The organism is Marinobacter excellens LAMA 842, from assembly GCF_001574445.1.
Taxonomy (GTDB): domain Bacteria; phylum Pseudomonadota; class Gammaproteobacteria; order Pseudomonadales; family Oleiphilaceae; genus Marinobacter; species Marinobacter shengliensis.
In genome coordinates, this window is the sequence record NZ_LOCO01000018.1 from 22407 (window position 1) to 49062 (window position 26656).

Consider the following 26656-nt stretch of genomic DNA (forward strand, 5'->3'; position numbering starts at 1 on the left):
TGATGGCATGCAGTTGTTCCGTACCGGAACCCCAAGGCCCGGCTCCCGGCTTTCGTAAAGCGCTCTGGATTGCCCTGTGGGTGAATCTCGCCATGTTCTTCGTGGAAGGCCTGGCAAGCCTCCAGTCCGGCTCCGTGGCACTCATGGCGGATGCCATCGACTTCTTTGGCGACAGCGCCAACTACCTGCTTTCCCTGAGTGTGCTCAGCATGGGCATGCTCTGGCGTGGGCGGGCGGCCTTGGTCAAAGGATTAACCATGGCTACCTTTGGGCTGGTGGTCTGGGGCCGTGCCATCTGGGTGCTCCAGAGCGGCGTTACACCGGAGCCACTGACCATGGGGATTGTCGGGTTACTGGCCCTGGCGGCCAACGTGGGTGTGGCGGTGATGCTGTTCAAGTTCCGGGAGGGCGATTCCGATATGCGCTCAGTCTGGCTTTGCAGCCGTAACGATGCCGTCGGCAATCTGGCGGTGATGGGCGCAGCCCTGGGCGTATTTGGCACCGGCTCCGCCTGGCCGGACCTGATTGTAGCGGGCATTATGGGCACCCTGGCACTGACTGCCGGTATCAGCGTGGTCCGCCATGCCCGGTCAGACATCGCCAATGCCCGGGCAGTAAACCGGCTTACGCCCCGAACACCAAGGCAATCATCACCGGAATAAAACCGAGCGCGAACAGCGTACTGAGCAGGGTCGTACCGGCCGCCTGTCTTGGGGCTGCATCCAGTAAAGTTGCAATCACTACCGTGTTGGCAGCAATCGGGGTGATAGAAATCAGGAAAATAGCCTGGTGCACCGCCAGGTCGTAAATGCCCAGCACCTGGGCATCCAGCCACCAGAAGGCCAGCGCCAGCGCCGGCCAGCTGACGAATTTGCCAAAAAAGGCCAGGCCAGTGAACACCGGATTGCCGGCCAAGCCCCGGAAACTCAGAATGCCCATCCCGATGATCATCATGCCCAGAATGCTGTAGGCGCCGCGCAGATTATCGAACAACGGCACAAACGCCTCCGGAATCGACACTCCAGACAGATTCAACGCCACTGCCGCGGCAAACGCATACACCGACGGAAGTCGTGCCACGCGCACCAGTGCGTCGCGAATGCTGTACTTGCCCCTTGCCGCCAGATAGAAGCCCACCGAATTCTCGAACAGCGTGGTGCCCAGCATGCACACGATATAGAGGGCCAGCCCCTGCTCTCCAAACAACAGCAAAGCCACAGGAATACCGAAGTAACCCGTGTTGCCGGTACCCACCGATAACGGGATAACGGATGCACTGCCGTCGGTCAGTACTTTGCGGGCAATGGTCAGGTGAATCAGGGCAATCAGGGTGCAGAAACCGAATACCAGGGCGGGCAACAGAATGACCTCGGGCGTCAGCGGTGCAGCCATGACTCCTGAGAACACTACCGACGGCGTCACGATGTAAAGCATGATCCCGGCGATATGTTTTCCACTGGCCTCCAGGTAGCGCCCGGCAACCCAGCCCAGAGCAACGGTGACATACAGGGGAAGGAGTTTTACAAACAAAGCCAACGCGGCCGCCATGGCGCCTCCAAAAGACGATCTTTTACCTCAAGCGCAGCAGTCTAACACCTACCCATCTGGAGGTAACTCCCCGGCGCAATAGTGAAACACCGGGCGTTCTTTGATAATCACCAACAACATCAGGAATGCATCTTTATATCCTGGTGGGGCTGTCAGGTATTTGAAACAACCAAGGAGAGAGACTAATGGCCGAGCGGGATAATCGCGGCCAACTGACCGAGCAGGTGGTCAGGGGCAAACACCTGTGGGTAGAAGGCGAGTGGGACGGACTGAAATGGATGTGCCGCAGGAGCGTGTTTTGGGGGGAGGTCCCGCACAAGCTGCCCTCCCCACAAGCCGCATTCCAGCATCGAGCGCCGCTTATCGATTAAGTCAAATATCTTTAATGGTTTAAGCCATTTAAAATGTTTGTTTTTTGATAGCATAATTGACCTACGCGAATGCAGCGAAGGTTTTGCTATGAACAGCAGTTTCCGACCACCAATGGCATCCTCGCCCTGCCTGTTGGGTGAAGATCACCCGGACATTATTCGCCACGACGCAGCAACCGCCGAGGTCGCCCTACTGAACGGCCTGAGCCGCGCCTTTGGCATCTGCCTGAACGAAAAGCAGAATACCCCGGAAGCCCTGTTTCTGGGCGATATCGCCCGCCTGTTCCATCAGCGCCGGGTAGACGCAGAAACCTCCCTCGAAAAGCACGACCGGCCCTGGGCTAACGTGTACCTGATCCAGTACGGGGTACTGCGCCTGTTCCGGGAATCCTCTGCTGGCAAGGTCGCGATTCATCATTTTTTTACCGAAGGCGACCTGATCTGGCCGGTATTCGGTCGCAGCAGAACGGTACGTAATACCCTGTGCCTGACCAGCGTATTGCCGGCTACCGTATGGGTGGCGGATTTCAGCGCGTTCCGTTCGGCGATCCAGAACCATGGCAACGGGCTCTGGCACAAGTTCGCACTGGTGCTGACCGAGGAAATTGCCGAGCTGACCAGCATGCGGGAATTCCGCAAGCACACCATGCCGGCGAACGAGCGCTACCAACTGCTACTGGATGAGTACCCGGAGTTGATCAAGCGGGTGCCAGACAACCAGCTTGCCTCATGGCTTGGTGTTGTACCCGCCACTTTCTCCCGACTCAAAACCGCAGCGAAGTCTTGAACCGACCAATTTGAGACATCACGCACAAAATCGCCCAATGACCGCCATGCCAAGGGCCTGAGCCCCGTCAACGCGCAAATTATGCCATTCTGACGCGGCCCTTTGCTGATCAGGCCAATAAACCTCTCCGCCACATACGTAACATCCTGTTCCGTTCCGTAAACAAATACGAAAAGTCGTAACATGGGGTGTTGCACAATGAAGTTGCAGTCAAGTCGTCTGCCGGTTGCTTCGATAAAAGGAGTACTGGCAAGTTCCATTGCCATCATGCTGGCCGGGTGCCTGAGCACAGGAGGTGAAGCCACCTCTAACGATGCCACAGGCGCCGGCAACGGCTCCGAAGGTCAGGATGGGCGCGCGTTTTCCACAGTGAACGTCGCCTTTGATCCAGCAAATCAGGTTCTGCCATTTCCCACCAACCTGCTGTTCGAGGCCGACGCTTCCGCTGCGAAAGACGGCACCATCAACGCGCCGGTAGCCGACCCGGAGGCTTCTTCCGCCGCACTGGTCCAAGGCCTGAACGAGCTGGATGGCTTCTCCACCATCGCTCCCTGGCGCGTCGCCTTTACCGGTGATGTGGATGCGGCCAGCTTGCAGGCAGGCAATACAGTTCGCGTGTTCCGGATGACCACGGCCGCCAACACCTACCCGGAGCGGGTTCAACCCACCGCCGTCGACCGTGAGCTGGCACCCGATACGGAGTACCGTGTGCAGTACAACGCGGAAGCCCGGGAGTTATTGATCATACCCACCCGCGCCCTGGACAAAGGCACCAGCTATACCGCCGTCATTACCAAAGGCGTGCTGGACCCTGACGGCGCGTTGGTTGGCAGCCCGTTGCAATGGTCCATCGCCAAGGGCACCAACCTGTTGGACCAGTGCGACAGCCCGGACCGTTCCGACCCAGCCCTGTTGCAGTGCACCACCAACCCGGCCATCGCACCGTTGGTGGAGGACAGCCGTTTCGGCCTGAGCCGGGATGATCTGTTGCTGGGCTGGGGTGTGACTACGCAGCAGCAGGATGACACCTTCCTGGCTGCCGCCCAGGCCATCAAGAACAACCAGCTTTCGATGCCGGGCAATGGCGATACAACCTGCCAGACCGCCATCTGCTTTCTGACCATTGGCTCGCTGCTCGGCCAGGACGCACCAAAAGCACCGGGTGATAAAGCCATTGTCTACCCTGGCACGATTCAGCTGCCATCCTTCATTGCAACGCCTGAAAATACCGACATCTGGGGCAATACACCGGCAACCGACGACGCTGTCCTGTCAACCAAATGGACCTGCGAAGCCGGCAGCTGCAACTCGGACGATGCCCGCGGCCTCAGCAACGGTGATAACGCCCAGGCACCACAACTGACAACCTGGAACACCGTTCCCGTGGTACTTGCCGTGCCAGACCCAAGCGCATCCGGAGTGCCGGCGCGGCCTGCGGGTGGTTACCCTCTGGTGATGTTCCAGCACGCCATCCAACAGGACAGAACCAATGCCCTGGCCATTGCCTCTGAGCTTGCCCAAAAGGGTTTTGCGGTGATTGCCATCGACATGCCCCTGCACGGGCTGGTGCGCAACCAGTTGCCGGCCGATGACAGCCGGCTGGCCCTGCACGCCGCCAACCTGAACGACCAGCTTTATAACTCACCGCTGAACGCCGCCAGGAACATCATTCCCCTGAAAATCGAGCGCACCTATTATCTGGACCTGACTGGCGGTGAAGACGACACAGCCGATGGCGTGATTGACGGTTCCGGCGCTCACTTCCTGAATCCGTCCCAGCCGCTCACCCAGCGCGACACCCTGCGCCAGGGTGGGCTGGATCTGGTTTCGCTAGCCCATTACATTCGCAGCGGCCAGATGAGCCAGTGCGGTATGGCCGATGCCCTGCTCGGTGAAGCGGGCCTGCTGAAAACCTGCAACGCCAGTCGCTTTAACATCAATCTGTTCAACCACGTCAACTTTAACGAACTCCACTTCCTCGGTCATTCCGTGGGCAACATCGTTGCCGCACCCTTCCTGGCCCAGGACCCGGACATTCGCTCCGTTGCCATGCTGACCCCCACCGGCGGTATCATGGAAACCCTGGCTGCCTCTGACACCATCGGGCCACAGCTTGCTGCAGGCCTTGCAGAATCCGGCGTGTTTCCGGGCACAGAGGATTACTTCCGGTTCTTTGCCGTAGTGCAGGCCGCCATTGATTCGGTGGACCCGCTCAATCACGCACAGGCCATCGCCAACCCGGTGGATACCGATGGAGAGAGTTTCGCCCGCCCGGTATACCTGTCGCAGGTAGTCGGTAATGATGGCAGCGAGGCCAGCCCGTCTGACCTGGTGTTGCCACCCTCGGTTGGCCAGAACGCACCGCTTGCCGGCAGCACCCCGCAGGCCAACGCCATGGGGCTTGAATTTGTCAGCCAGAGCAATCTGGACAACGGCATAGTTACCCCTTCAACCCGAGCCGACGGCACTACGCCGCAGGGCCTGCAAATTGCCGTGCCTTTCCGCTTCGGCGCCCACTCCTCGCCGTTGCTGCCAGACACCCTGGTAGACGACCCGAGCAGCGATGATCCCGACGCCACCGTGGCGCTGCCAAACGGCGAAGAGGTCCACTTTGAAATGCAGATGCAGGTGGCGGACTTCTTCAACACCCCGTCTGAACTCACCGTTATCGAAGAATTTATCGACGTTCGCCTCTGATCAGTTAACAGGACACGTATTATGTTTTCTGCAAACACTCCGCTGCGGGCCTTGTTGCCCGCAGCCATCATGGCTGCTTCATCGGCCGCACACGGCGCTGGTCTGGAACTGACCCAGCACGGCACCAAGGAAACAGGCCATGGCTTTGCCGGCACTGCGGCCCTGCTGGAAGATGCTTCGGTGGTTGCCCACAACCCGGCAGGCCTGCTGCGCTTGAGCGGCACACAGACCAGTCTTGGCGTCAGCTCCATCTACGCCGACCTGAACTACAACGTGCGCGTGCAGCGGGAAAAAATCGAGCTGCCCTACGGCCTTGATCCAACACCGGTCAGTGGCCCGGGCAATGCCACCAGCAAGGAAGTCTCCATCGCGCCACACCTGTATCTGGCGCACCGGATCAGTGACGATGCCGCTGTGGGCGTCGGCATCTATGCACCCTTCGCCTCGGGCAGTGATTTTCCCGCCGGTTGGGCTGGGCGCTATCATTCGGAGGAAACCTCCCAGACTACGGTCAATATCAACCCGGTGTTCGCCTTCCGCGCTACCGACACAGTGACGGTTGGTTTTGGTGGCTTCATCCAGATGTATGACGCCAAGCTCACCAATCAGATTGATACCGGTTATCTGGTGGCGGAAGCCCTGGTGGATCGAGTTCGGGAACAGGAAGGCGAAGCCGCTGCCCGCGCCACGGCGGAAGATGCCGTCGCCCGCATTGGCTCCCAGTTCGATATCGAGAACGACATTGAAATCGACAGCATGGCCTTCGGCCTGAGCTTTGGCTTGTTGTGGGAATACAGCGACCGAACCCGTTTCGGGCTGAATTACCGCAGTCGCACCGAGCACGTGGCCACCGGCCAGGCCACGCGTAAAGAAGTGTCTGACCCGGAGTTCCGGGAACGCCTGGTACAGACGGTTCAGGGCTTCGCCAACATAACCGAGGAAGATGCCCGGGATGCCGTTGCCTCCGCGTTCGATGAGCGTGGCGCCCTGGGCGGCGACCTGGAATCCACCATCACCCTGCCCGATGTACTGACGCTGAGCGCATTCCATCAGTGGACAGACCGCATAGCGGTGATGGGCAGCGTCACCTACACCAACTGGAGTGTGTATGACGAACTGCGTTTATCGTACGCAGACACCTCGGCCCGGGGTGGCTCAGACATTACCGAAAGCGGTGACGATGTGCGCCGGCGAGATCTGGTTCAGCCACTGGAATTTGAGGACAGTTACCGTTTCGGCGTTGGTGCCAGCTATGCATGGGATGACCGGTTAACCCTCCGGACCGGCGCCAGCTTTGACCAGAGCCCGCTGCGCAACTCAGATTTCCGCACCCCGCGGGGGCCGGATAACGACCGCTATATCGTCGGCCTGGGGGCCAGCTACCAATGGCGGGACAACCTCTCGGTTGATGTGGCCTATTCGTGGATTCAGATCAAGGAAGGTGACGTGACCGCTGTTGAGAACCCCGCTGGCAGCAACCATCGGGCTATCGGCACCAGTGAGGGCACGCTGCACAACCTGGCGGCCCAGTTGAACTACCGGTTCTGATCCCGCCGCAAAAAAACCGCCGGAAACAACAAGGGCAGAGGTCACCCCCTGCCCTTGTTCGCGTTTAACGAATCACAAATCCGTTAATCAGCCATGCAGCTTTACTGCCAGCTCCGCCACATGCTTGCCCTGATAACGGGCAATGTTGAGTTCTTTTTCACTAGGCTGACGTGAACCATCTCCGCCAGCAATAGTGGAGGCACCATAGGGCGTGCCGCCATTAACTTCGGAGATGTCGAAGAAGTCCGGAATGCCGTAACCCAGTGGCACGATCACCATGCCGTGGTGCGCCAGCGTGGTCCAGAAGGAGCTGATCGTGTGCTCCTGCCCGCCACCGGTGCCGGTTGAGGTAAACACACTCGCCACTTTGCCGTGCAGCTTGCCTTCGGCCCACAAGCCACCGGTCTGATCCAGGAAGGTGCGCATCTGACCGGCCATATTGCCGAACCGGGTCGGGGTGCCAAAAATGATCGCGTCATAGTCCGCCAGCTCGGTCGGAGTGGCCACCGGGGCTGCCTGATCGGCCTTGCCGCCGGCGTTCAGGAACGCCTGGTCTGCCATGGTCTCCGGCACCCGCTTTACCACCACATCAGCACCTGAAACGCTTTTTGCACCCTCAGCCACGGTGTTTGCCATGGTTTCCATGTGACCATACATTGAATAATAAAGAACCAGTACTTTTGCCATCGGATAATCTCCTTGTTCGCTATGAATGATCACAGCGTAACGGGCCGGGGCAAAAGGTGAAAACGGAAGATTTCCGGCAGGTTATTCAGTTTTTCTGAACATGGTCACAGGATGTTCATGGCATTTGTTTGCGTACACTTGTACGCTGAGCTGGAATATACTTTCAGCTCGTACAGACAACCTGAGATGAACGCTCCTATGAACCAAGCCCAGACCACGGCAGAATCCCTCCATAACCGCATTGAGGAGTGGATTAACAGCGCTACCCACGGCCTGGGCGCTGTTCTCAGCGTTATCGGCACTGTCGCCCTGATAGTGGGCGCCAGCCAGATGGGGGATGTCTGGAAGATTGTCAGTTTCAGTGTGTTCGGGGCCTCCCTGATTCTGCTGTATATGGCCTCTGCGCTTTACCATGGCACCCGCCATCCAAAACTGAAAACCGCATTCAAAACCCTGGATCACTGCGCCATCTTTCTGTTGATCGCTGGCACCTACACACCTTTCCTGCTGGTCAATCTGCGCGGCACCACCGGCTGGACGTTATTTGCAGTCATCTGGTCCCTGGCGCTGACCGGAGTGGTGCTGAAAGTGATCTTCAAGAACCGATTCAAACTGGCCAGGGTGGGCATCTACGTGGCCATGGGCTGGCTGATCATCTTCGCCTCATCCGATCTGGTTGCCAACCTGAGCGAAACCGCCCTCTACCTGACCATCGCCGGGGGCATTGTCTATACCGCCGGCGTGGCGTTCTATCTGGCCGACCGCATTCCCTACATGCATGCCATCTGGCACCTGTTTGTCATCGGCGGCAGCGCCTGTCATTTCAGTGCCATCTATTTCGGTGTTCTGCCCCACACGGTCTGAAAAAGACGCCCACCGCATGAGTGCTTCGCAAAGCCCCGGACGGATCCACGCCTTCTGGCTTTTCTTTCCCGCTGCAGCTCTGTGGGCCGCCATAGTGGTGCCGCTGTCATTGTTTGCAGTCATGTCCGGTAGCGGCTGGCCGCCGGGCTTACTGGGTGCCGGCCATGGCCATGAGCTGATTTTCGGGTTTGCCCTGGCGCTGATTGCCGGTTATACCCTCGGCCCGCAACCCTGGAGAATACTCGCGCCGCTGTTTGGCCTCTGGCTGGCTGCCCGGCTCAGCTGGCTGCTCGCTCCGGAGTGGCTGGTAAGCCAGCTGCTCAGCCCGGCCTTTGCCCTGTTGCTGGCCTGGCAGGTGGTGCCGCGCTTTCAGGCTGCCAAGAAATGGCGCAACAAAATTGCCGGACCGCTGATCCTGGCTCTGTGCCTGCTGGCATTGGCCTATGCCTTGGCTGAGTGGATGCCAGTGGCGCTGAACCAAAGAAGCATGATGGAAGTCGCCATTCTGGGCCTGATGTTGCTGATGACGTTTATGGGGGGCCGAATCATCGCGCCGGCGGTGGCTGGCACCCTGGAGAAACGGGGCATCCCCCTGGAAGCCAGGGTTCAGCCTCGGATTGAGGGCGCTTTGCTGATTGTGCTGCCCCTCGCAATGATTTGTCTGCCTTTTTCTGGCACCCGCCTGATATCCGGTGCCCTCCTGTTGCTAGCCGCCATCCTGATCATTGTCCGAACGGTCCGCTGGAAGCTCTGGCGTTGCACCGACAGGCCGGATCTTCTGGTCCTGGCTCTCGGCTACCTCTGGCTGGCTGCGGGAGCCGGGGCCACAGGGGTTCACCTGTTTACGGGCCAATCATTGGTGCCGGCCCTGCACCTGATCACCATTGGCGCCCTCGGTACTTTATCTGGCAGTGTCATGCTGCGGCTGGCCTGGCAACGGGCTTGCCGCACCCTCCCTCCGGCCTGGCAGGTGCTGGTACTGGCGAGTGCCATGGCAATCGCTGCCATCAGCCGCTATCTCACCGGTGACGCGCCTTATTCTCAATCCGATTTGCTCTGGCTGGCCAGCGGCGTCTGGGCCCTGGCTTTTTCCGGTTTGGCCAGCCAGTTACTGGTGCTGTTCCTGCTCAGCAAAAGTTCCTCAAATCGCGCCCTGTAAAGCCTGGAAATCATTGGCTACCTCTACTGCACCGTTTCGCTCTCCACCTACCACCGACGAAGTACCACCCATATAAGGCACTGTTTTAAATAAATTTATTGACTACTTGAGCAAAGCGCACTGAGCACCGCCTGGCTAGCTCAAGGCACCCAAATTTTTCACTGATATTTGTCAAGAATGGTTCTGCGGCTTCGTTTGCACAATGGGCTCATAGTCCGTAAACCACGACGACCGTGGCTCCGGCATGTTGTCACCAAGGAGCAAACACCATGGCAAAAACCAACGCAGACATTGAACACTGGGATGTAGAAAACGAGGAATTCTGGGAACGGGAAGGCAAGAAAGTCGCCTCCCGCAACCTGTGGATATCCATACCCAGCCTATTGATGGGCTTCGCCATCTGGCTGATGTGGGGCATGATCACCACCCAGATGATTAATCTGGGATTCCCGTTCTCGGTTGAGCAACTCTTTACCCTGACCGCCATTGCCGGCCTATCCGGTGCGACACTGCGCATTCCCGCCTCTTTCATGATCAAGATTGCCGGGGGGCGCAACACCGTATTCCTGACCACAGCCCTGCTCATGATCCCGGCATTGGGCACCGGCATTGCACTAATGAACCCGGATACACCCTTCATTGTGTTCCAGGCACTGGCACTGCTGTCCGGTATTGGTGGTGGTAACTTTGCTTGCTCCATGAGCAACATCAGCTCGTTCTACCCTAAGAGCAAGCAGGGTTATGGCCTCGGCATGAACGCCGGGCTTGGCAACTTCGGCGTGACCACCATGCAGATTCTGATTCCGCTGGTGATGACCGTTGGCATTTTCGGCGCCCTTGCCGGCGCCCCCATGGAACTGCAAAGTCCAAGCGGCACGCTCATTGGCCGGATTGAGGCGGGTACCGACACCTGGATCCAGAACGCTGGCTTCATCTGGCTGGTTTTCCTGATCCCACTGGCCTTTGCTGGATGGTTCGGCATGAATAACCTGAAAGTGATCACGCCGAACCTGGGCAACCCGATATCCGCTTTCGGCAAGATCCTTGGTCTTTATGGCGTTGGCCTCCTGACCTCCCTTGCCGGCGTATGGGCATTAGGCATCCTGAACATGTGGGTGGCACTGCCACTGACAATTATCCTGACCTTGGTTTTGCTGCGACTTATCCCTGGTGATATCAAGCCCAACATCCAGAAACAGTTTGCCATCTTCAGCAACAAGCACACCTGGTCTATGACCGTGCTGTATATCCTGACGTTCGGCTCATTTATCGGCTTCTCTGCAGCCCTGCCGCTATCTATCAGCGTTATCTTCGGCAACATGATGGAAGTGGCAGCGGATGGCAGCGTTACCCGAGTGGCAAATCCTGACGCTCCGAGTGCCCTCACATGGGCTTGGATGGGGCCGTTTGTGGGTGCCTTGATTCGCCCCGTAGGTGGCTGGATTTCAGACAAGATGGGCGGCTCCATTGTCACCCAGATCATCTCTGTCGTAATGGTGGTTGCCTCAGTAGCCACCGGTTACGTGATGATGCTGGCATACAACTCAACCGACCCTAACGCCTACTTCCCGATTTTCCTGGTGCTGTTTATCCTGATGTTCGCCGCCAGCGGCATTGGCAATGGCTCCACGTTCCGCAGTATTGGTGTGATTTTCGATCAACAGCAGAAAGGCCCGGTACTGGGATGGACCTCTGCAGTAGCAGCTTACGGCGCCTTCATCGCACCACGGGTGATGGGACAGGAAATTCAGGCAGGCACTCCGGAAGTTGCTATGTACGGTTTTGCCGTATTCTATGCCGTATGCCTGGTGGTTAACTGGTGGTTCTACCTGCGCAAAAACGCCTACATCAAAAACCCGTAATTGCACCAACCAACGCGTTAGACCTCTACTTGCCGGCCTACAAGGGCCGGCTTTTTTGTGTCCGAAATCCGGAGTTTACGAAGAACGCTTCAGGGCTTGCAGCCCAGTACCAGCCGGATTTGCTCCAGCTCATCCGTTGCCTCAACACCCGCCGACGCCGCCAGCGCCAGATCCTTTGCTGTTTGGCCCTGATGGTTTTCAATGTCAGGGTCTGCGCCAGCGGCCAGTAATACACGCACCAGCTCGGAAGACCGATTGCGGATAGCCATCATCAGCGCGGTCTGGCCTTTCTCCGCTTCCTGAAGGTCCGGATTGGCTCCGCGCTCCAACAACACGGCAACAGAATCTGCCCTGTTGCTGATGACCGCTCCCATCAGGGCGCTGTAACCAGTCTTTTCCGTGTGATCAATACGTGCTCCCTGATCCAGCAGATACTCCAGTATTTCCACGTGACCGCCAGATGCCGCTCGCATCATGGCGGTCCAGTTGCAATCATCACCGGCGTCAATCCGAGCACCCTGGGCAACCAGGCGTCGAACCAGGGAGGCATCGCCTTCCTCCGCAGCAACAATCAACGCTGTTCGGCCACGCATATCCTGGGCCTCAAGATCTTCTCCAGCACTGAACAGCTGCCAAAGAGCCAACAGCAACCCAACCGCCACCAGACCGCCGATGACACCGGACCAACGCTCCCAAAAGCTCATACGCACTCCTCCTCGTTCCAGCCATAATATCGAGTAGGGTGAGGCGTTACCGCCTCATCCCTCTCACAGAACCGTACATACGGGCCACGTATACGGCTCATGCCATTAACTTACCTAAACTCGGGGACAGTGATTCCGGTTTTAACCTCGGTTATATCCATCAACCTCAGCTCGTCATGCAGGTAGGCATTGGGTATCGCCAGGCTCGCTAGCGGAGACGCCGAATTACGCCAGCTCTGCATCCTGATGAACTTAAACGGCGGGCGGTAGCCCAGCTGTTTCAGTCTTCGATGCAGCCGGCCCGGCTTTTTCCACTGCTTGAGTTGGATGCAGCGCAACCTCCGCCGAACCCACTTCATCACCTGTTTCAACACCGTGGCGCAGTTCGCTACCCGGAAGTAACCGGCAAAGCCCCGTAGCACAGGATTCAGCTCACGGATGATCGCTGCCAAACCCCCACCCCGGCTTCGCTTCGTCAGCGCTTTGAGTTTCTGCTTGAGCTTGACCACCTTCTTGTCTTGGATGCGGGTGTACTTGGTGTGTATCACTACACCCAGGAACTTGACGCCATCATCGCTGTGGGCGATGTGGGTCTTGGTGGCATTGACTGTTAGCTTCAGCTCATTTTCCAGATAGCGCCGGGCAACCCGTAACGCATTCTCCGCGCCCGCTCGTGAGCCGCACAGGATCAGGATGTCGTCCGCGTAGCGGACGATCCGGTGACCCCGGGCTTTCATGAACTGGTCGAAGGCGTCCAGATAGACGTTCGCAATCAGCGGGCTGATCACGCCGCCCTGCGGGCTTCCCAGCTCCGTTTCTTCAAGGTGGTACCCCACCATCACGCCGCTTTCCAGGAACTGGCGCAGCAGTGACAGGACACTGCCGTCCGTGATCCGTTGGCGGAACTGGCGGATGATCAGGTCATGGTTGAGCGTGTCGAAGCATTTCGACAGGTCCATGTCCACAACCCAGTCACGCCGGTAGCGGCGGATAAACAACTCCGCCTTGCCGATGGCGTGGTGACCACTGCGTCCCGGACGATACCCGTAACTCGACGGGTGGAAATCCGGCTCGAAGATCGGTTCGATAATACGGCGCAGCGCCTGTTGCACAACCCGGTCCCGAACCGTCGGAATGCCCAGCAGACGCTCACCGCCGTCATCCTTGGCGATGGCTACGCGCCTGACTGGTTGCGCCCGATAGCGCTTTTCCTTCAGCTCGAGCAACAGGCACGACAGCTCCACCTCCAGATTCGCCTCAAACGCACCCAGGCTCTGCCCATCGATTCCGGCCGCGCCCTTGTTGCGTTTGATGTGTCTGAAGGCTTCATACAGGCGCTGTTTTGACAGCAATTGCCCGTACAGACTGTAGTATTTCCTCATGCCTGCTCATCTCTGTGGTGACGGCTTCGAGGATCGGTCTGGCTGCTGGTCTGTTTCAAACGAACCGTCCGGGTACTAGCGCTTGGGCAATCTGCCGCCACGGTGTCGTTCTACTCCCTCGTTCAGAGAAGGCCAAAGCCACTACGTTCCCGCAGCACCTCAACCCACTTCTCTGCCCCGTCGGGCAGCTTGTGAACGCAGCGTCCACCTGTTCGCTCGTCGTCCGTCACTCTCGTTAATGACTTCCGCCCTTCGCATCCGAACAAGGCTTTTGACCTTGTGCGGTCCACTGAACCTCCGCCAGCGGTCGTTCCGGTTTTATCCTCCACACTGTTACCAGGCTTCACAGGACGGAACTTCTTCACTACTACGGCTTCATCTGCCACCTCGCACCCATTGCGGCCTCGGTTTTCACCTTGAGCCACAACCTCCGGCTACGCCGGATACGGTGTCAGGCTTCCCCGGTTACTGCACCGGCTCCCTGTTAACGATGCCACCCTCAAACACAGCACAGGTCTGACTGAGTATCGGGCGTCGCGCTATTTTGCACGCTAACCCACCTGGACTGCCGAAGCAGGTTCACTTGCGTTGTGTACCGTTAACTTCCTATGGCTTCCTTCAGACCCCACCGTTGGCCAGTGACGCCCTTGCCAGTCGGATTGTCTTCCCCTCAGTCGGGGTGACGCCATCTTCTTTCAGATGGCCGGGTTTGCCGGCTTCGCCGGGCAAACAAAAAACCCGCCAGGATTGCTCCATGGCGGGTTTTGTTTTCGTAGAGTTTGAGACGTTATTTTGCTGCCTGAAGTGCCGCTCTCTGGCGCTCTTCCTCTTCAATCTGAAGGTCCACAGAAGATACATGGTACTCATCAGAAAACGCGCTCTCAGGCTCCTTCAGCCAGAGGATACACAGCACCCAGCTGATGAACGCCCCGGCAGAGATAATGAAGAAGAACTGAGACGGTGTTACGAAGGTGAAGATGGTCAGATAGACCACCGCTCCGACGTTACCGTAGGCCCCCGCCATACCAGATATCTGCCCGGTCAGGCGGCGCTTGATGGACGGAATGATACCGAAGGTGGCGCCCTCTGCACCCTGCACGAAGAAGGAGGTGAATACGGTGATTCCCACAGCGATAATCAGCGGCCAGTTGGAGTTGAGCAACCCCATCAAGGCAAAGCCCAGACCAATACCAAACATATAGCTGAGCATGACAAACCGCCGATTGCCCATACGGTCAGACACCAAACCACCCATCGGGCGCGCCAGCAGGTTTACGAAGGCAAAGGAAGCCGCGATCAGGCCCGCCGCAGTGGCACTCAGGCTCCAGGTTTCCTCGAAGAACATCGGCAGCATGGAGACCACCGCCAGCTCAGCACCAAAGTTGGCGAAGTAGGTGCTGTTCAGGGCAGCCACACTGCTGAACGGGTATTTGTCGTCTTCCGGAACACCTTTTTTCAGGATCGGAATGTTCACCCGCAGAATCTGGATGATCTGATAGCAAACAATGGCGAAGATCACCGCGTAGCAGATAGCGGCACCCATGGGGCTCAAGTAGCCCAGGTTCTGGATACGCCACACCAGGATGGCCAGCACGCCGATCAGTGGAATAGTCCACAGGATCAGTTTAACCAGGTCTCCCCAGCTACTGACTTCCATGGCGGACGCCTTGCGGGGCTTGCGGTGCACGGTGCCTTCCGGGCCATCGGTAATGGCAAACCAATACCAGATGCCGTAACCGGCCATCACAATGGCACTCTGGGCAATCGCCCAGCGCCAGCCATCATCGCCACCGTACATGGTGATGGCGATGGTCGGCAGAGACATCGCCGCCGCCGCAGAACCGAAGTTACCCCAGCCGGCGTAGAAGCCCTCGGCAAAGCCGATGTCCTTCGGCTTGAACCACATGGCGGTCATGTGGATACCGACCACAAAGCTGGCACCGATAGAGCTCAGCACCAGACGACTGATCAGCAGCTGGGCCATGGTGTTACCGAAGGCAAACACCAGGGCGGGAATGGCCATCACCACCATCAGCACCGAGAACACGCGGCGCGGCCCAAACCGGTCCAGAGCCATGCCGACGATAATCCGGGCCGGAATCGTCAACGCCACGTTACAGATGGCGAACAGGCGTAGATCGTCTTTGGTCAGCCAGTCGACGCTTTTGAGCATACTGGATGCCAGGGGCGCCATGTTGAACCAGACATAAAAGGTAATGAAGAATGCAATCCAGGTCAGGTGCAGTGCCCTGATCTCCGGATTACGGACGCGGAAGACGTCAGCGACTTTCATTTTGAGCCTCCGGGGCTAGCAACAAGGGGAAAAATAATCCCAGCCACTTCAGCGGCTGGGCAGAATCAGGAGTGGGCACTGGACACGGCGGGCCAGAAACGAGCTGACGCTGCCGAAGGTCATGTAGTCCAGTTCGTCCACGAAATAGGTCAGGGAGCGAGCGATAAAGCCGCCATCAGGCTCGTGGCTGTGGCGGGCCAGTACCAGCATGTCGGGCCGTACTTTTTTCTCAGCTGCGAACAGCAGCATCTTGCGGGCATCACCATCCAGCAGCATGGTTTCTGCTTCCACGCCCTGGCTCTGGCACACTTCCAGCGCCTCCTTGAGGTGGCCCTTGAGCTCACTCACCTCTTCCTGGAACAGGTCTTCGTTACTGGATGTGATATCCCGGGGATTTTCTGCCACCGCCACCAGAGTCAGCCTGGGGGACAGTGCGCGAAACATGGTGATGGTCTGGGCCAGGGCCAGCCTGGCGTTTCTGGAACCATCGTAGGCAATCATGATGTTCATGGGGTTCTCCGAGGCATTTGCTGCCGGCGGCACCCGGCAGGACTTTGACTTTCCTCAGCATTACCCCACAGCGCGCGGGCCCCATAATTGACGTACATCAAGAGGTTCTTCGGGTACCCCACCAGAGAAACCCCGCAGCTATCCCCTTCCGCGTTATAGCCCCAGAACCCGTACCACCACTGCACCCAGCAGGAGGTACCTCCAATGCACCAGAAGCCAAACCAACATATTTGATATCGTTTACCTGAAGCCATTCACACCGTTCGAGAGCGGCCATGACCACCACTCCGACACCCAAAGACCAGTACCGGGCGCTGGGGTTATCCACCTTTGCGTTCACCCTCTGCTTTGCGGTCTGGACCATCTTCTCCATCATCGGCATCCGTATCAGCGAAGAGCTGGGCCTGACCGACACCCAGCTTGGCCTGTTGATGGCCACACCGATTCTGACCGGCTCTATCAGCCGTCTTTTTTTGGGCATCTGGACAGACCGTTACGGTGGGCGTTGGGTATTCGGCATTTTGATGCTGACAACAGCGGCCTGTGTTTACCTGCTGACCTTTGCCACCACCTACCCGATGATGCTGCTCGGCGCCCTGGGCGTTGGCCTGGCCGGCGGCGCGTTTATCGTGGGGGTTGCCTACACCGCTGCCTGGTTCGAGCCCTCCAGGCAAGGCACAGCACTGGGTATTTTCGGGGCGGGCAACGTGGGGTCGGCGGTCACCAATTTTGGTGCGCCTTTCCTGATGGTTGCCTTCGGCTGGGAAAAAACCGCCCAGATCTACGCCCTGGTGCTGGCACTGATGGGTGTTTTCTTTATTGTGTTGGCGAAAACCGACCCCCTGGCACAAGCACGGGCCAACGCCGAGCAAAAATCCTTTGCCGAGCAAATGGCGCCATTGAAAGAACTCAGGGTCTGGCGCTTCGCGCTCTACTATTTCTTTGTTTTTGGTGCCTTCGTCGCCCTTGCGCTCTGGCTGCCCCATTACCTGATCGGCGTTTATGGGCTGAATATCCAGACCGCCGGCATGATCGCCGCCATGTACACAGTGCCCGCCTCCCTGTTCCGCATCCTCGGCGGCTGGCTATCTGACCGTTACGGCGCCCGCCGGGTGATGTACTGGACCTTCACGGCCTCAGTGATATGCACCTTCCTGCTCAGCTACCCGCCAACGGAGTACGTTATCCACGGCATTGAGGGCGACATCCGCTTCAGTTTCGAGATCACTCTGGCGCTGTTCGTGGTGCTGACCTTCGTGCTCGGGTTCTTTATGTCCCTGGGCAAGGCGGCCGTGTATAAACACATCCCGGTGTACTACCCTATGCATGTTGGCGCGGTAGGCGGTGTGGTCGGTATGATTGGCGGGATCGGCGGCTTTCTGTTGCCACTGGCGTTCGGTGTGCTGAACGACATGACCGGCGTCTGGCAAAGCAGTTTCATGCTGATGTTCATCATTGTCGCCACTGCCCTGGCCTGGATGCACTATGCGATTCGCAAGGCGGAACGGGCCGAGTGGGCGGCCCATGAAGAACGCACAGACCTTCCGGAACTGGCCTCGCCGCAACTGTTCTACCCACTCAGCCGGCAGCACCAGGAAACACCACTGGTGAAGCCGCCACAGCAGTCCTGACAACGAGAGACCTTGCCCATGGCCAAGTGGCTGGTAAAAACAGAACCTTCAGAATGCAGTATTGACGACTTTGCCGACAAGTCCGGCGGCAGCATTCCGTGGGACGGCGTGCGTAACTACCAGGCGCGCAATTTCATGGCACAGATGGCAGAAGGTGATGAGGTGTTTATCTATCACTCCAGCTGCAAGCACATTGGCATTGCCGGCATCGTGACCGTCACCCGCAGCGCCTACCCGGACCCCAGTCAGTTTGATCCGGAATCGCCCTATCACGACAGCAAAAGCACGCCGGAAAAACCCCGCTGGCAGGCGGTGGATATGGCCTTTGAGCGCAAACTACCGCGCCTGATCCCACTGGATGAACTGAAAGCCCTGCCGGGGCTCGACAACCTGCCGCTGGTGAAGAAAGGCAGCAGATTGTCGGTGATGCCGGTCAGTGATGAAGAGTGGCAGATCATTCTGAAACAGGCTGGATAGCCATTGCTGATCCAGCCTGTGCACCACCTCATTCGTCGTGGGGAATCGGGTCAGGGCTCCGGTCCCAGCCGACCAATGCCAGAGTAGCCACTACACCCAGCAACAAGCCTTGCCAGGGTTCAAAAAACGCCAGCGCCGCGCCAATCAGCACCACAGTGCCCCGTGATGCATTATCCCGGGGTATCGACATGGCGATGTAGGCACAGGCAAAGCCGGTGAGCACCAGAGTCAGGGACAACGCCACGCCCAGCAGGGGCTTGAGCCCAGTCAGCAATGGCAGCAGGAAGTAAATAAACGGCAGGCCCATCAGGTAATAAGACGCCAGCCCACTGTGCAGGCTGTTCATGGACTTGGGCCCCTGCTTCCAGCGTTGGACCACGATAACGTGCACGCCGGTCCAGACCGCGCCCTGAGTGGGGAAGAACGGTGCCACAATGCCCATGATGGCGTTGCGGATGGACAGGGAAAAGTGGGTGCGGTTCAGGTTAATGTCGATGTGCTCGTCCTTGCGGACTTTCAGACCTTCCCGCAGCACTTCATTACCGGTAACCAGGTCACCGAACAGGATGATATAGGCAATCAGGGCCAGCGGAATACTCTGGATGATCATCTCTCGTGACGGCCAGCCATTGACCAGTGGCGATGCCTTGGCCAGCGCCTCTCCCAATGGCGGCACCACAAAGCCCCACTGGATATCAAAGCTCACCTCACCCACCAGCGGCCCGATAATTGCGGCGGCCAGAAAGCCCGGCAACAAACCCAACGCCCCCAGGATGAAGAAGAACCGGCTTCGTGCCTTCAGTTTTTGCATCGGCACCGAGAAGGTGAAAATCAGGCAAATGGCACAAGCCAGGCCTGTCGCAATCGGCTGTTCCAGCAGGAAACGCTCGGCGTCGTCCACGAACACCCGCTTGAGGGCGGCGATGGAGGCGCCCAGAATAATGCCCGCTTTCAGGGTGTCAGGTAGCCAGATAATGAATCGCCGCCCCAAGCCGGTAATGCCCAGCATCAGAACCAGAGCGGCAAACACCAGGCTCAGGGCGGTCATGGCCTGGAACCGGCTGACCGGGTCGTCGTAGCCACCGATCACAAATGCAAGAATTAACGGCAAGGCAGGCGTAATCCAACCGCCCGCGTAGGGTTCGCCGAAAACAATGACTGCCGAAGCTATCAAGGAAGCATGAATCATGGAAAGCGCAACCGCCTCCTCAAAACTCAAACCGAAAAAGGCTGTCATCACCGGTATCAAAGCCAGGCCGGTCGCCGCAGAGACAAAGAGCCCCTGCAGAAACTCCGACCAGCATAACCGGGTATGGTAGAACGGCACGCGGAAGGTAAACGGGCCCCAGCGCCAGCCGGCTAACTCAGGTCTTTCTGCCATGGGAAGTCACTCTCTTGTATTTGTTGTGAGTCACCTGATTATGGAAACCCTTTCCTCATAGCACGAATGAATAATTCTGATCATGTGAAATAAGCACTGTTTATAAAACGCATACATCTCTCACAGGCCAATGCTGATCAACATTCAGGCTACCCAATACCCTCCCGGCGCTTTAGAATCCGGCTCCTCGCGAATTTTCTGGAGCCTTTGTTTACCATGTCGTCCGAACTAAGCCCTGTTTCCGGTTTTGAGCAACTGCGCCGCATTGAGTCCAGCAAACTCTTTCAGGGCGCGGTGATTGCCATCATCATTCTTTCAGCGCTGACCACCGGTGCCAAAACCTACGATGTCCCACCACTGGTAGAGCGAAGCCTGAGCGTTCTGGACAACGCCATCACTCTGTTCTTCCTGGTGGAGATCCTGTTCCGCTTTGGTGTCTGCCAGAACAAGAAACGCTTCCTGTTCGATGGCTGGAACCTGTTTGATACCCTGGTGGTGATCGGCAGCCTGATTCCGCTGGATAACGCCGAAGCTGTGCTGCTCGGCCGTCTGCTGCGTGTGTTCCGGGTGCTGCGGCTCGTGTCGGTAGTGCCTGAGCTGCGCTTTTTGATTAATTCTTTGCTCAAAGCCATCCCCCGCATGGGCTACATCGCCCTGCTGATGTTCATCATCTTTTACATCTATGCGGCCATGGGCTCCATGTTCTTTGCCGATATTGACGAGTTCCTGTGGGGGGATGTGTCTATTGCCATGCTGACTCTGTTCCGCGTCGCCACGTTTGAAGACTGGACTGACGTGATGTACGACACCATGGAGGTCTACCCGTTAAGCTGGATCTACTACCTCACCTTTATATTCCTGACGGCGTTTGTGTTTCTGAACATGATGATCGGGGCAATACTGGAAGTGATGGGCGAAGAGCAGAACGCCAAGGAAGCCGAGAAAGCCCACGACGAGCGGGACGAGATCGCCCGCCAGCTCCAGGCTGTTCAACAGCAGCTCCAGGAGCTGACCAGGCAGATCAGCGAGAGGAAATAGGCGTTTTAGCCAAAGAACGGTTTGGCCATGGCCAGGTGAAGAATCGCGAGCACCTGGGCCAGGGCCAGAATAGAAGCGACAATTCGCACCGGCTTGGCCACGGTGGTTTTCAAGGCAAACACGCCGGCAATAATGTAACCAATCAGCAGCACAATCTTGGCAATCAGCCAGCCCGGCATGGCGTGGATGTAACCGACCACAAACAACAGGGAGATGGCAGACACCAGCAAAATGGTGTCGTTGATGTGGGGAATAAACCGCATCGGGGTTTGCCGCCAGCCCGGTCGACCCGCCGCATCAAGGACCAACCGCAGAGCAAACAGGAGAATCGTCAGGTAGGCGGTGGCCATGTGCAGCATCTTCAGCAATACGTAGGCACTCATAGAACATTCCTTTCCTAATCAAAATGATGCTCGCATTGTACGCAAAATACCCCCAAGCAGGTATGGTTTCTCGATCCCATCACCTTTAACATATACTGCACATACATGTATTTGGGAGATTAGTTATGCAGTCCATTCCAGCCTCTCCTGAGCGCGCCTCCGCCAGCGTCAGCCAGCTCTTCAGTTACCCATTCCGGATTTTCTTCCTGTCTATGACCGTACTGGCCATTGTCGCCATCCCCCTTTGGGTGCTGGAAGTGACCGGTACGGTACGACTACCCCTGGCTATGCCCGGCCTGTTCTGGCATCAGCATGAAATGCTGTTCGGTTTCCTGTCGGCGGCTATCGCGGGCTTTCTGCTGACGGCGGTATGTGTCTGGACCCAAACCGAACGCACCCATGGCTCACTGCTGGTGGGTCTCTGGGGCGTCTGGCTGGCTGGCCGCTTGCTCCTGGCCTTTGGCGGCAACCTGCCGGAATGGCTGGTGCAGGGCGTCAACCTCGCCTTCCTGCCGCTGGTGATGATCGATGCCGGCTGGCGTGTCTGGAAAGCCCGGCAGAAACGGCAGGTGATGATACTGGTGGTACTGGGGCTGCTCTGGCTGATGCAGATCGGCTTTGTGACCCGGCTGGATATGTCCTTCAGCTATGGCGCGCTGATTATGGCCATGGCCCTGATCAGCATCATTGGCGGCCGTATTACACCAGCCTTCTCCGCCGGCTGGCTTCGCCAGCGAGGCGGCAACGCCGAGGCTGTCAAAATGATTCCAGCCCTGGATATGGCAGCGGTGTTCTCCATGATCCTGCTGATGGCCTCACTGATTACCGGGTGGCAAACGGTAACCGCCATACTGGCGGTGGTGGCTGCCGTGCTGATGCTGGTTCGCCTGGCAAACTGGAAAGGCTGGCTGGTGCGCAGTGAACCCTTGTTGTGGATACTGCACCTGTCCATTCTCTGGGTACCGGTGGCCTTGCTGTTACTCGCCGGTTCTTTGCTGGCAGGCTGGCCAAGCAATGCCTGGACCCACGCCGCGGGTACCGGCGCCGTTGGCTGCCTGATTCTGGGCGTGATCGCCCGGGTCTCCCTGGGTCACACCGGCCGCCCACTGATTTTACCCAAAGGCATGGTTCTGGCTTTTGTGGCGGTGCAACTGGCGGCGGTTATTCGAGTTATCACCGCATTTGATGTCATTCCCTGGCACCCCGGCATCGGCACCAGCACCGCGCTGTGGGTGATCGCCTACACTATCTTCCTGGTTCGCTACACCGGTGTACTGGCCAGCCCCAGAGCCGATGGCCGAGAGGGGTAGAGAGATTCAAAACCCATAGGCGCGACCAAAGTAGCAAGCCTCCCGCGCGAGCACCTTGATGACCATCAAAACAGGATTTCTGCGAACTATTTCCAAACCAAGAGGAACTTCACGCCGGCTATCATCCACTAAAGGTCAATAGCTCTTCTGGCGATAAGCGCTAAAGTAGAAGAAATGATTCTGCAACAGAGACACAGGCAATATGTATCCTGATCACTTTGACAAAGAAGACCTGATCCGCTGTGGTCACGGCGAATTGTTCCCGGGCGACATGCGCCTGCCCATCGATGAAATGCTGATGGTAGACCGCATCACCCACATTGCGGCAGACGACGGTGAATTCGGCAAAGGCAGCCTGGTGGCCGAACTGGACATCAACCCGGACCTCTGGTTCTTCAAAGTGCATTTTCAGGGCGACCCGGTGATGCCCGGCTGCCTGGGCCTGGATGCCATGTGGCAGCTGGTGGGTTTCTTTCTGGCCTGGACTGGTGGCGAAGGCAAAGGCCGCGCCCTGGGTGCCGGCGAAGTGAAATTCTTTGGCCAGGTGTTGCCGACCAACAAAAAGGTTACTTACCGCCTGGACATCAAACGCCTCATCCGCCGTAAGCTGACCATGGCAATTGCGGATGCCCGTATGGAAGTCGACGGCCGGGAAATCTACACCGCCAAAGACCTTCGGGTTGGCCTGTTCACATCTACTGATGACTTTTAGGAGTTAGCACGATGCGTCGCGTTGTTGTAACCGGCATGGGGATTGTCTCCAGCCTCGGAACCAACCAGAAAGAAGTAGCCCAGTCCCTTCGGGAATCCCGCTCCGGCATCGCCTTCAGCGAAGAGGCCAGAGACAACGGCTTGCGCAGCCACGTTGCGGGCAAGATCGACCTGAACCTGTCGGAACTGATCGACCGCAAGATCTGGCGCTTCATGTCGCCGGCGGCTGGCTACTGCTACCTGTCAGCAAAAGAAGCCATCGAACAGGCAGGCCTGACCGACGAACAGGTTCGTGCCAACAGCACCGGTGCGGTATTTGGTACTGGCGGCGCCTCCACCGTGGAGCTTCTGGACGCCATCGACACCCATCGCGACAAAGGCATTCGCCGGGTAGGCCCTTATCGGGTGCCCCGCACCATGGGTAGCGCGATCAACGCATCCATTACCACCGCGTTCGGTATTACCGGCATCAACTACGGCATCACCTCTGCCTGCGCCACCAGTGCCCACTGCATTGGCCACGCGGCAGATCAGATCGCCCTGGGCCGTCAGGAAGTCATGCTGGCTGGTGGTGGTGAGGACATTCACTGGACTCTGAGCCTGATGTTCGACGCGATGGGCGCGCTATCCACCAAGTACAACGACACACCGGAACTGGCCTCACGCACCTACGATGCGGACCGCGACGGCTTTGTTATTTCCGGCGGTGGAGGTGCTTTGGTACTGGAATCCCTGGAGCACGCAGAAGCCCGCGGCGCCACCATCCTGGCCGAACTGGTCGGCTTTGGCGCTACCTCTGACGGCGCCGATATGGTCGCCCCGAGCGGTGAAGGTGCAGTTCGCTGCATGAAGCAGGCCATGGCGCAGGCTGGCGGTGAGATCAAATACATCAATACCCACGGCACCAGCACCCCGGCCGGTGACATCACCGAGCTGAAAGCTCTGAAGGACACCTTTGGCGACAAGATCCCGCCACTGAGTTCCACCAAGCCCCTGTGCGGCCATGCTTTGGGTGCCGCTGGCGTGCACGAAGCCATTTACACCCTGATCATGCAAAGGGAAGGTTTTATTGCCCCGTCTGCCAACATCCAGAACCTGGACGAAGGCGCCGAAGGTTACCCCATCGTTCGGGAACGTCAGGACAACCAGAACCTGGACCTGGTGATGAGCAACAGCTTCGGCTTTGGCGGCACCAACGCCACCCTGATCTTCAAAAAAGTCTGATCAGGACAGCCTGAGCGAGCGATATTCAGCCGGCGGAGTGCCCATCCAGCGCTTGAACGCCCGGCTGAATGCGCTGAGTTCCGAAAAACCAAGCTGTTCGGCAATCTCTACCAGCGGCTTGGTCTTATCCTTCATGTAGGTGATGGCCTGCTCACGGCGCACCTGCTCCAGCAGCGACGCAAACGTCAGCCCCTCTTGCCGCAGCTTCTTGTGCAACGTGTAGCGACTCATGTTCAGCTGCCCTGCCACCGCCTCCACACCCACCTTGCCACGCGCCAACTGAAGCCGGATCAGCACACTGACCCGATTACTCAGTGAACGCTTTGAAACCTCAGGCCCCAGAGGCTCCGATGCCATGCCAATTCCCCCTGCCATTCTGTTTTAATCCACTGTGAAAGTTTGTCAGCGTACACATGTTAGCCGAGATCAATCAATACGACTTTTGAGCAAGATCAATGGCGATGCACTCAGTTTAGGGCAAAATCCACATTTTTCATGATGCCCTTCCTGCAACCACTGATTACCAGAACCACCCGGAGCCCCCATGACCACCCCGGAACTGCTCGCGCCTGCCGGCACCCCCGAACACCTTGAAACCGCTTTCGCGTACGGCGCCGATGCCGTCTATGCCGGCCAACCACGGTACTCGCTGAGAGTAAGGAACAACAGTTTCAAAGACATTGCAGCCCTTGGCGCTGGCATTGAACGGGCTCACGAACTTGGCAAACAGTTCTATCTGGTCTCCAACATTGCCCCCCACAACGACAAGGTACGCAGCTACCTGCGAGACCTGGCGCCAGTGCTGGAGCATAAGCCCGACGCCCTGATCATGTCTGACCCGGGCCTGATCATGCTGGTGCGGGAACACTGGCCGGACCAACCGATCCATCTTTCAGTCCAGGCCAACGCCGTCAACTGGGCCACCGTCGAATTCTGGCGCCGCCAGGGCATCAACCGGGTCATCCTGTCCCGGGAACTGGCCCTGAATGAAATCCGCGAGATCCGCGAAAAAGTCCCCGGGATGGAACTGGAAGTGTTCGTGCACGGTGCTTTATGCATGGCCTACTCCGGCCGCTGCCTGCTGTCCGGCTACATGAACCACCGCGACGCCAACCAGGGCGCCTGCACCAACGCCTGCCGCTGGAACTACAAACCGGTACAACACAGCCACGACCAGACCGGCGACCTGATCGCCACCTCCGCCAACGCCGTGGAAACATACGAACCCAAAGAAATCCTCCTGGAAGAACCCAACCGCCCCGGCGGCTTCATCCCCGCCTACGAGGATGAACACGGCACCTACATCATGAACTCCAAAGACCTCCGCGCCGTCCAGCACGTCGCCGAACTGGTCAACATGGGCGTCCACTCCCTGAAAATCGAAGGCCGAACCAAAAGCACCTACTACGTGGCCCGCACCACCCAGGTCTACCGCCAGGCCATCAACGACGCCCTCGCCGGCAAACCTTTCGACATGCACATGATGAACGAACTCGAAGCCCTCTCGAACCGCGGCTACACCGAAGGCTTCCTCCGCCGCCACGTACCCCAGGAATACCAGACCTACGAACAGGGCTCCTCCTACCTCGGCACCCAGCAAGTGGTAGGCACCATTACCGATGCGGATGACCGATGGCTCACCATCGACGTCAAAAACAAATTCGCCCCCGGCGACCAACTCGAACTCATCACCCCGGCCGGCAACCTGCGCTTCAGCGCCAGCTCCATGGAAAACCGCAACGGCGAAGCCATGGACTACGCACCGGGCAGCGGCCACTTTGTGCGCATCCCCAGGCCCGAAGACTTGCCGGAATCCCTACAGTTCAGCTACCTGACCCGCATCCTGCCTGCCCACAGCTGACCTCCCGCCTTCGGTCGGCCCTTAGTGCCCTGAGGGCCGATTAAGGTATAATCCCTGATCGACCGATTTAATACCTGACTAAATTACTCTGGTATTGTATAATCACTCGCCAGAAACAACGGGAAAGCGGGCCAGCCAACAAAGCCCCACCCGCCACTCAGGCACCAAGCCCCAGATGAGAGAATTACGGAGCGACGATCATGGCGACCACCGACAACGAGGTGAAAG

General features: G+C 58.1%; 24 protein-coding genes. 15 read left to right on the forward strand and 9 right to left on the reverse strand.

Annotation, left to right across the window (positions count from 1 at the left end):
- The first annotated feature begins 2 nt into the window (after window positions 1-2).
- A complete protein-coding gene (locus tag J122_RS14295) occupies window positions 3-662 on the forward strand; it encodes a cation diffusion facilitator family transporter (protein WP_061332944.1) in 660 nt (219 codons plus the stop codon).
- Here J122_RS14295 and J122_RS14300 read toward each other — a convergent pair.
- Window positions 625-1548 carry an AEC family transporter gene (locus tag J122_RS14300; protein ID WP_061332945.1) on the reverse strand — a complete coding sequence of 308 codons (924 nt, stop codon included), beginning with the start codon at window positions 1546-1548 and terminating at the stop codon, window positions 625-627. The genes J122_RS14295 and J122_RS14300 overlap by 38 nt on opposite strands.
- A gap of 185 nt (window positions 1549-1733) precedes the next feature.
- Between J122_RS14300 and J122_RS14305 the strand changes: the two genes are divergently transcribed.
- From J122_RS14305 to J122_RS14320, 4 genes are all read left to right on the forward strand, one after another.
- Window positions 1734-1919 (forward strand): hypothetical protein, encoded by a 186-nt coding sequence (locus tag J122_RS14305; RefSeq protein WP_061332946.1) that lies wholly within the window; start codon window positions 1734-1736, stop codon window positions 1917-1919.
- Window positions 1920-2007: 88 nt separating this feature from the next.
- The gene (locus J122_RS14310; RefSeq protein WP_061332947.1) at window positions 2008-2706 is read left to right on the forward strand and encodes a Crp/Fnr family transcriptional regulator; all 699 of its coding nucleotides are present in this window, start codon (window positions 2008-2010) and stop codon (window positions 2704-2706) included.
- A 198-nt stretch (window positions 2707-2904) separates the two neighbouring features.
- The gene (locus tag J122_RS14315; RefSeq protein WP_197463854.1) at window positions 2905-5403 is read left to right on the forward strand and encodes an Ig-like domain-containing protein; all 2499 of its coding nucleotides are present in this window, start codon (window positions 2905-2907) and stop codon (window positions 5401-5403) included.
- Window positions 5404-5424: 21 nt separating this feature from the next.
- Window positions 5425-6951 carry an OmpP1/FadL family transporter gene (locus tag J122_RS14320; RefSeq protein ID WP_061332949.1) on the forward strand — a complete coding sequence of 509 codons (1527 nt, stop codon included), beginning with the start codon at window positions 5425-5427 and terminating at the stop codon, window positions 6949-6951.
- An 87-nt stretch (window positions 6952-7038) separates the two neighbouring features.
- On the opposite strand, the gene wrbA is transcribed toward J122_RS14320, so the two are convergent.
- Window positions 7039-7638: an NAD(P)H:quinone oxidoreductase gene (gene wrbA, locus J122_RS14325; RefSeq protein ID WP_058091898.1), complete on the reverse strand. Its 600-nt coding sequence runs from the start codon at window positions 7636-7638 to the stop codon at window positions 7039-7041.
- Between the two features lie 198 nt (window positions 7639-7836).
- Here wrbA and trhA point away from each other — a divergent pair, with 198 nt between their 5' ends.
- From trhA to J122_RS14340, 3 genes are all read left to right on the forward strand, one after another.
- On the forward strand, window positions 7837-8502 hold the full coding sequence (gene trhA, locus J122_RS14330) for a PAQR family membrane homeostasis protein TrhA (protein ID WP_061332950.1): 666 nt from the start codon (window positions 7837-7839) through the stop codon (window positions 8500-8502).
- A 16-nt stretch (window positions 8503-8518) separates the two neighbouring features.
- Window positions 8519-9661 carry an NnrS family protein gene (locus J122_RS14335; protein WP_061332951.1) on the forward strand — a complete coding sequence of 381 codons (1143 nt, stop codon included), beginning with the start codon at window positions 8519-8521 and terminating at the stop codon, window positions 9659-9661.
- Window positions 9662-9930: 269 nt separating this feature from the next.
- Window positions 9931-11523 carry a hypothetical protein gene (locus J122_RS14340; RefSeq protein ID WP_061332952.1) on the forward strand — a complete coding sequence of 531 codons (1593 nt, stop codon included), beginning with the start codon at window positions 9931-9933 and terminating at the stop codon, window positions 11521-11523.
- A gap of 89 nt (window positions 11524-11612) precedes the next feature.
- Here the strand turns inward: J122_RS14340 and J122_RS14345 are convergent, their stop codons facing one another.
- From J122_RS14345 to J122_RS14360, 4 genes are all read right to left on the reverse strand, one after another.
- The gene (locus J122_RS14345; RefSeq protein ID WP_061332953.1) at window positions 11613-12227 is read right to left on the reverse strand and encodes an ankyrin repeat domain-containing protein; all 615 of its coding nucleotides are present in this window, start codon (window positions 12225-12227) and stop codon (window positions 11613-11615) included.
- A 110-nt stretch (window positions 12228-12337) separates the two neighbouring features.
- A complete protein-coding gene (gene ltrA, locus J122_RS14350; protein WP_061332954.1) occupies window positions 12338-13609 on the reverse strand; it encodes a group II intron reverse transcriptase/maturase in 1272 nt (423 codons plus the stop codon).
- 787 nt (window positions 13610-14396) lie between these two features.
- A complete protein-coding gene (locus J122_RS14355) occupies window positions 14397-15902 on the reverse strand; it encodes an MFS transporter (protein WP_061332955.1) in 1506 nt (501 codons plus the stop codon).
- Window positions 15903-15950: 48 nt separating this feature from the next.
- Window positions 15951-16412: a universal stress protein gene (locus tag J122_RS14360; RefSeq protein ID WP_061332956.1), complete on the reverse strand. Its 462-nt coding sequence runs from the start codon at window positions 16410-16412 to the stop codon at window positions 15951-15953.
- Between the two features lie 275 nt (window positions 16413-16687).
- Between J122_RS14360 and J122_RS14365 the strand changes: the two genes are divergently transcribed.
- A complete protein-coding gene (locus tag J122_RS14365; RefSeq protein ID WP_061332957.1) occupies window positions 16688-18043 on the forward strand; it encodes an MFS transporter in 1356 nt (451 codons plus the stop codon).
- Between the two features lie 18 nt (window positions 18044-18061).
- Complete coding sequence (locus tag J122_RS14370; protein ID WP_061332958.1) at window positions 18062-18520, forward strand: EVE domain-containing protein; 459 nt, start codon at window positions 18062-18064, stop codon at window positions 18518-18520.
- Window positions 18521-18548: 28 nt separating this feature from the next.
- Here the strand turns inward: J122_RS14370 and J122_RS14375 are convergent, their stop codons facing one another.
- Window positions 18549-19901, reverse strand: coding sequence for a hypothetical protein (locus J122_RS14375; RefSeq protein WP_061332959.1), 1353 nt, complete (start codon window positions 19899-19901; stop codon window positions 18549-18551).
- A 216-nt stretch (window positions 19902-20117) separates the two neighbouring features.
- Here J122_RS14375 and J122_RS14380 point away from each other — a divergent pair, with 216 nt between their 5' ends.
- On the forward strand, window positions 20118-20939 hold the full coding sequence (locus tag J122_RS14380) for an ion transporter (protein ID WP_058092614.1): 822 nt from the start codon (window positions 20118-20120) through the stop codon (window positions 20937-20939).
- Between the two features lie 5 nt (window positions 20940-20944).
- Here the strand turns inward: J122_RS14380 and J122_RS14385 are convergent, their stop codons facing one another.
- Window positions 20945-21322: a SirB2 family protein gene (locus J122_RS14385; protein ID WP_058092613.1), complete on the reverse strand. Its 378-nt coding sequence runs from the start codon at window positions 21320-21322 to the stop codon at window positions 20945-20947.
- A 125-nt stretch (window positions 21323-21447) separates the two neighbouring features.
- On the opposite strand from J122_RS14385, the gene J122_RS14390 reads away from it, so the two are divergent.
- The 3 genes from J122_RS14390 to fabB all read left to right on the forward strand — a co-directional run bounded on the left by J122_RS14390 (window position 21448) and on the right by fabB (window position 24567).
- Window positions 21448-22632: an NnrS family protein gene (locus J122_RS14390; RefSeq protein WP_061332960.1), complete on the forward strand. Its 1185-nt coding sequence runs from the start codon at window positions 21448-21450 to the stop codon at window positions 22630-22632.
- 202 nt (window positions 22633-22834) lie between these two features.
- Window positions 22835-23344 (forward strand): bifunctional 3-hydroxydecanoyl-ACP dehydratase/trans-2-decenoyl-ACP isomerase, encoded by a 510-nt coding sequence (gene fabA, locus J122_RS14395; protein WP_061332961.1) that lies wholly within the window; start codon window positions 22835-22837, stop codon window positions 23342-23344.
- 11 nt (window positions 23345-23355) lie between these two features.
- Complete coding sequence (fabB, locus tag J122_RS14400) at window positions 23356-24567, forward strand: beta-ketoacyl-ACP synthase I (RefSeq protein ID WP_061332962.1); 1212 nt, start codon at window positions 23356-23358, stop codon at window positions 24565-24567.
- Here fabB and J122_RS14405 read toward each other — a convergent pair whose 3' ends face one another.
- Window positions 24568-24924 carry a helix-turn-helix transcriptional regulator gene (locus J122_RS14405; protein ID WP_061332963.1) on the reverse strand — a complete coding sequence of 119 codons (357 nt, stop codon included), beginning with the start codon at window positions 24922-24924 and terminating at the stop codon, window positions 24568-24570. It lies immediately after the preceding gene.
- Between the two features lie 187 nt (window positions 24925-25111).
- Here J122_RS14405 and yegQ point away from each other — a divergent pair, with 187 nt between their 5' ends.
- Window positions 25112-26428 (forward strand): tRNA 5-hydroxyuridine modification protein YegQ, encoded by a 1317-nt coding sequence (gene yegQ, locus J122_RS14410; protein ID WP_061332964.1) that lies wholly within the window; start codon window positions 25112-25114, stop codon window positions 26426-26428.
- Window positions 26429-26656: the final 228 nt, after the last annotated feature.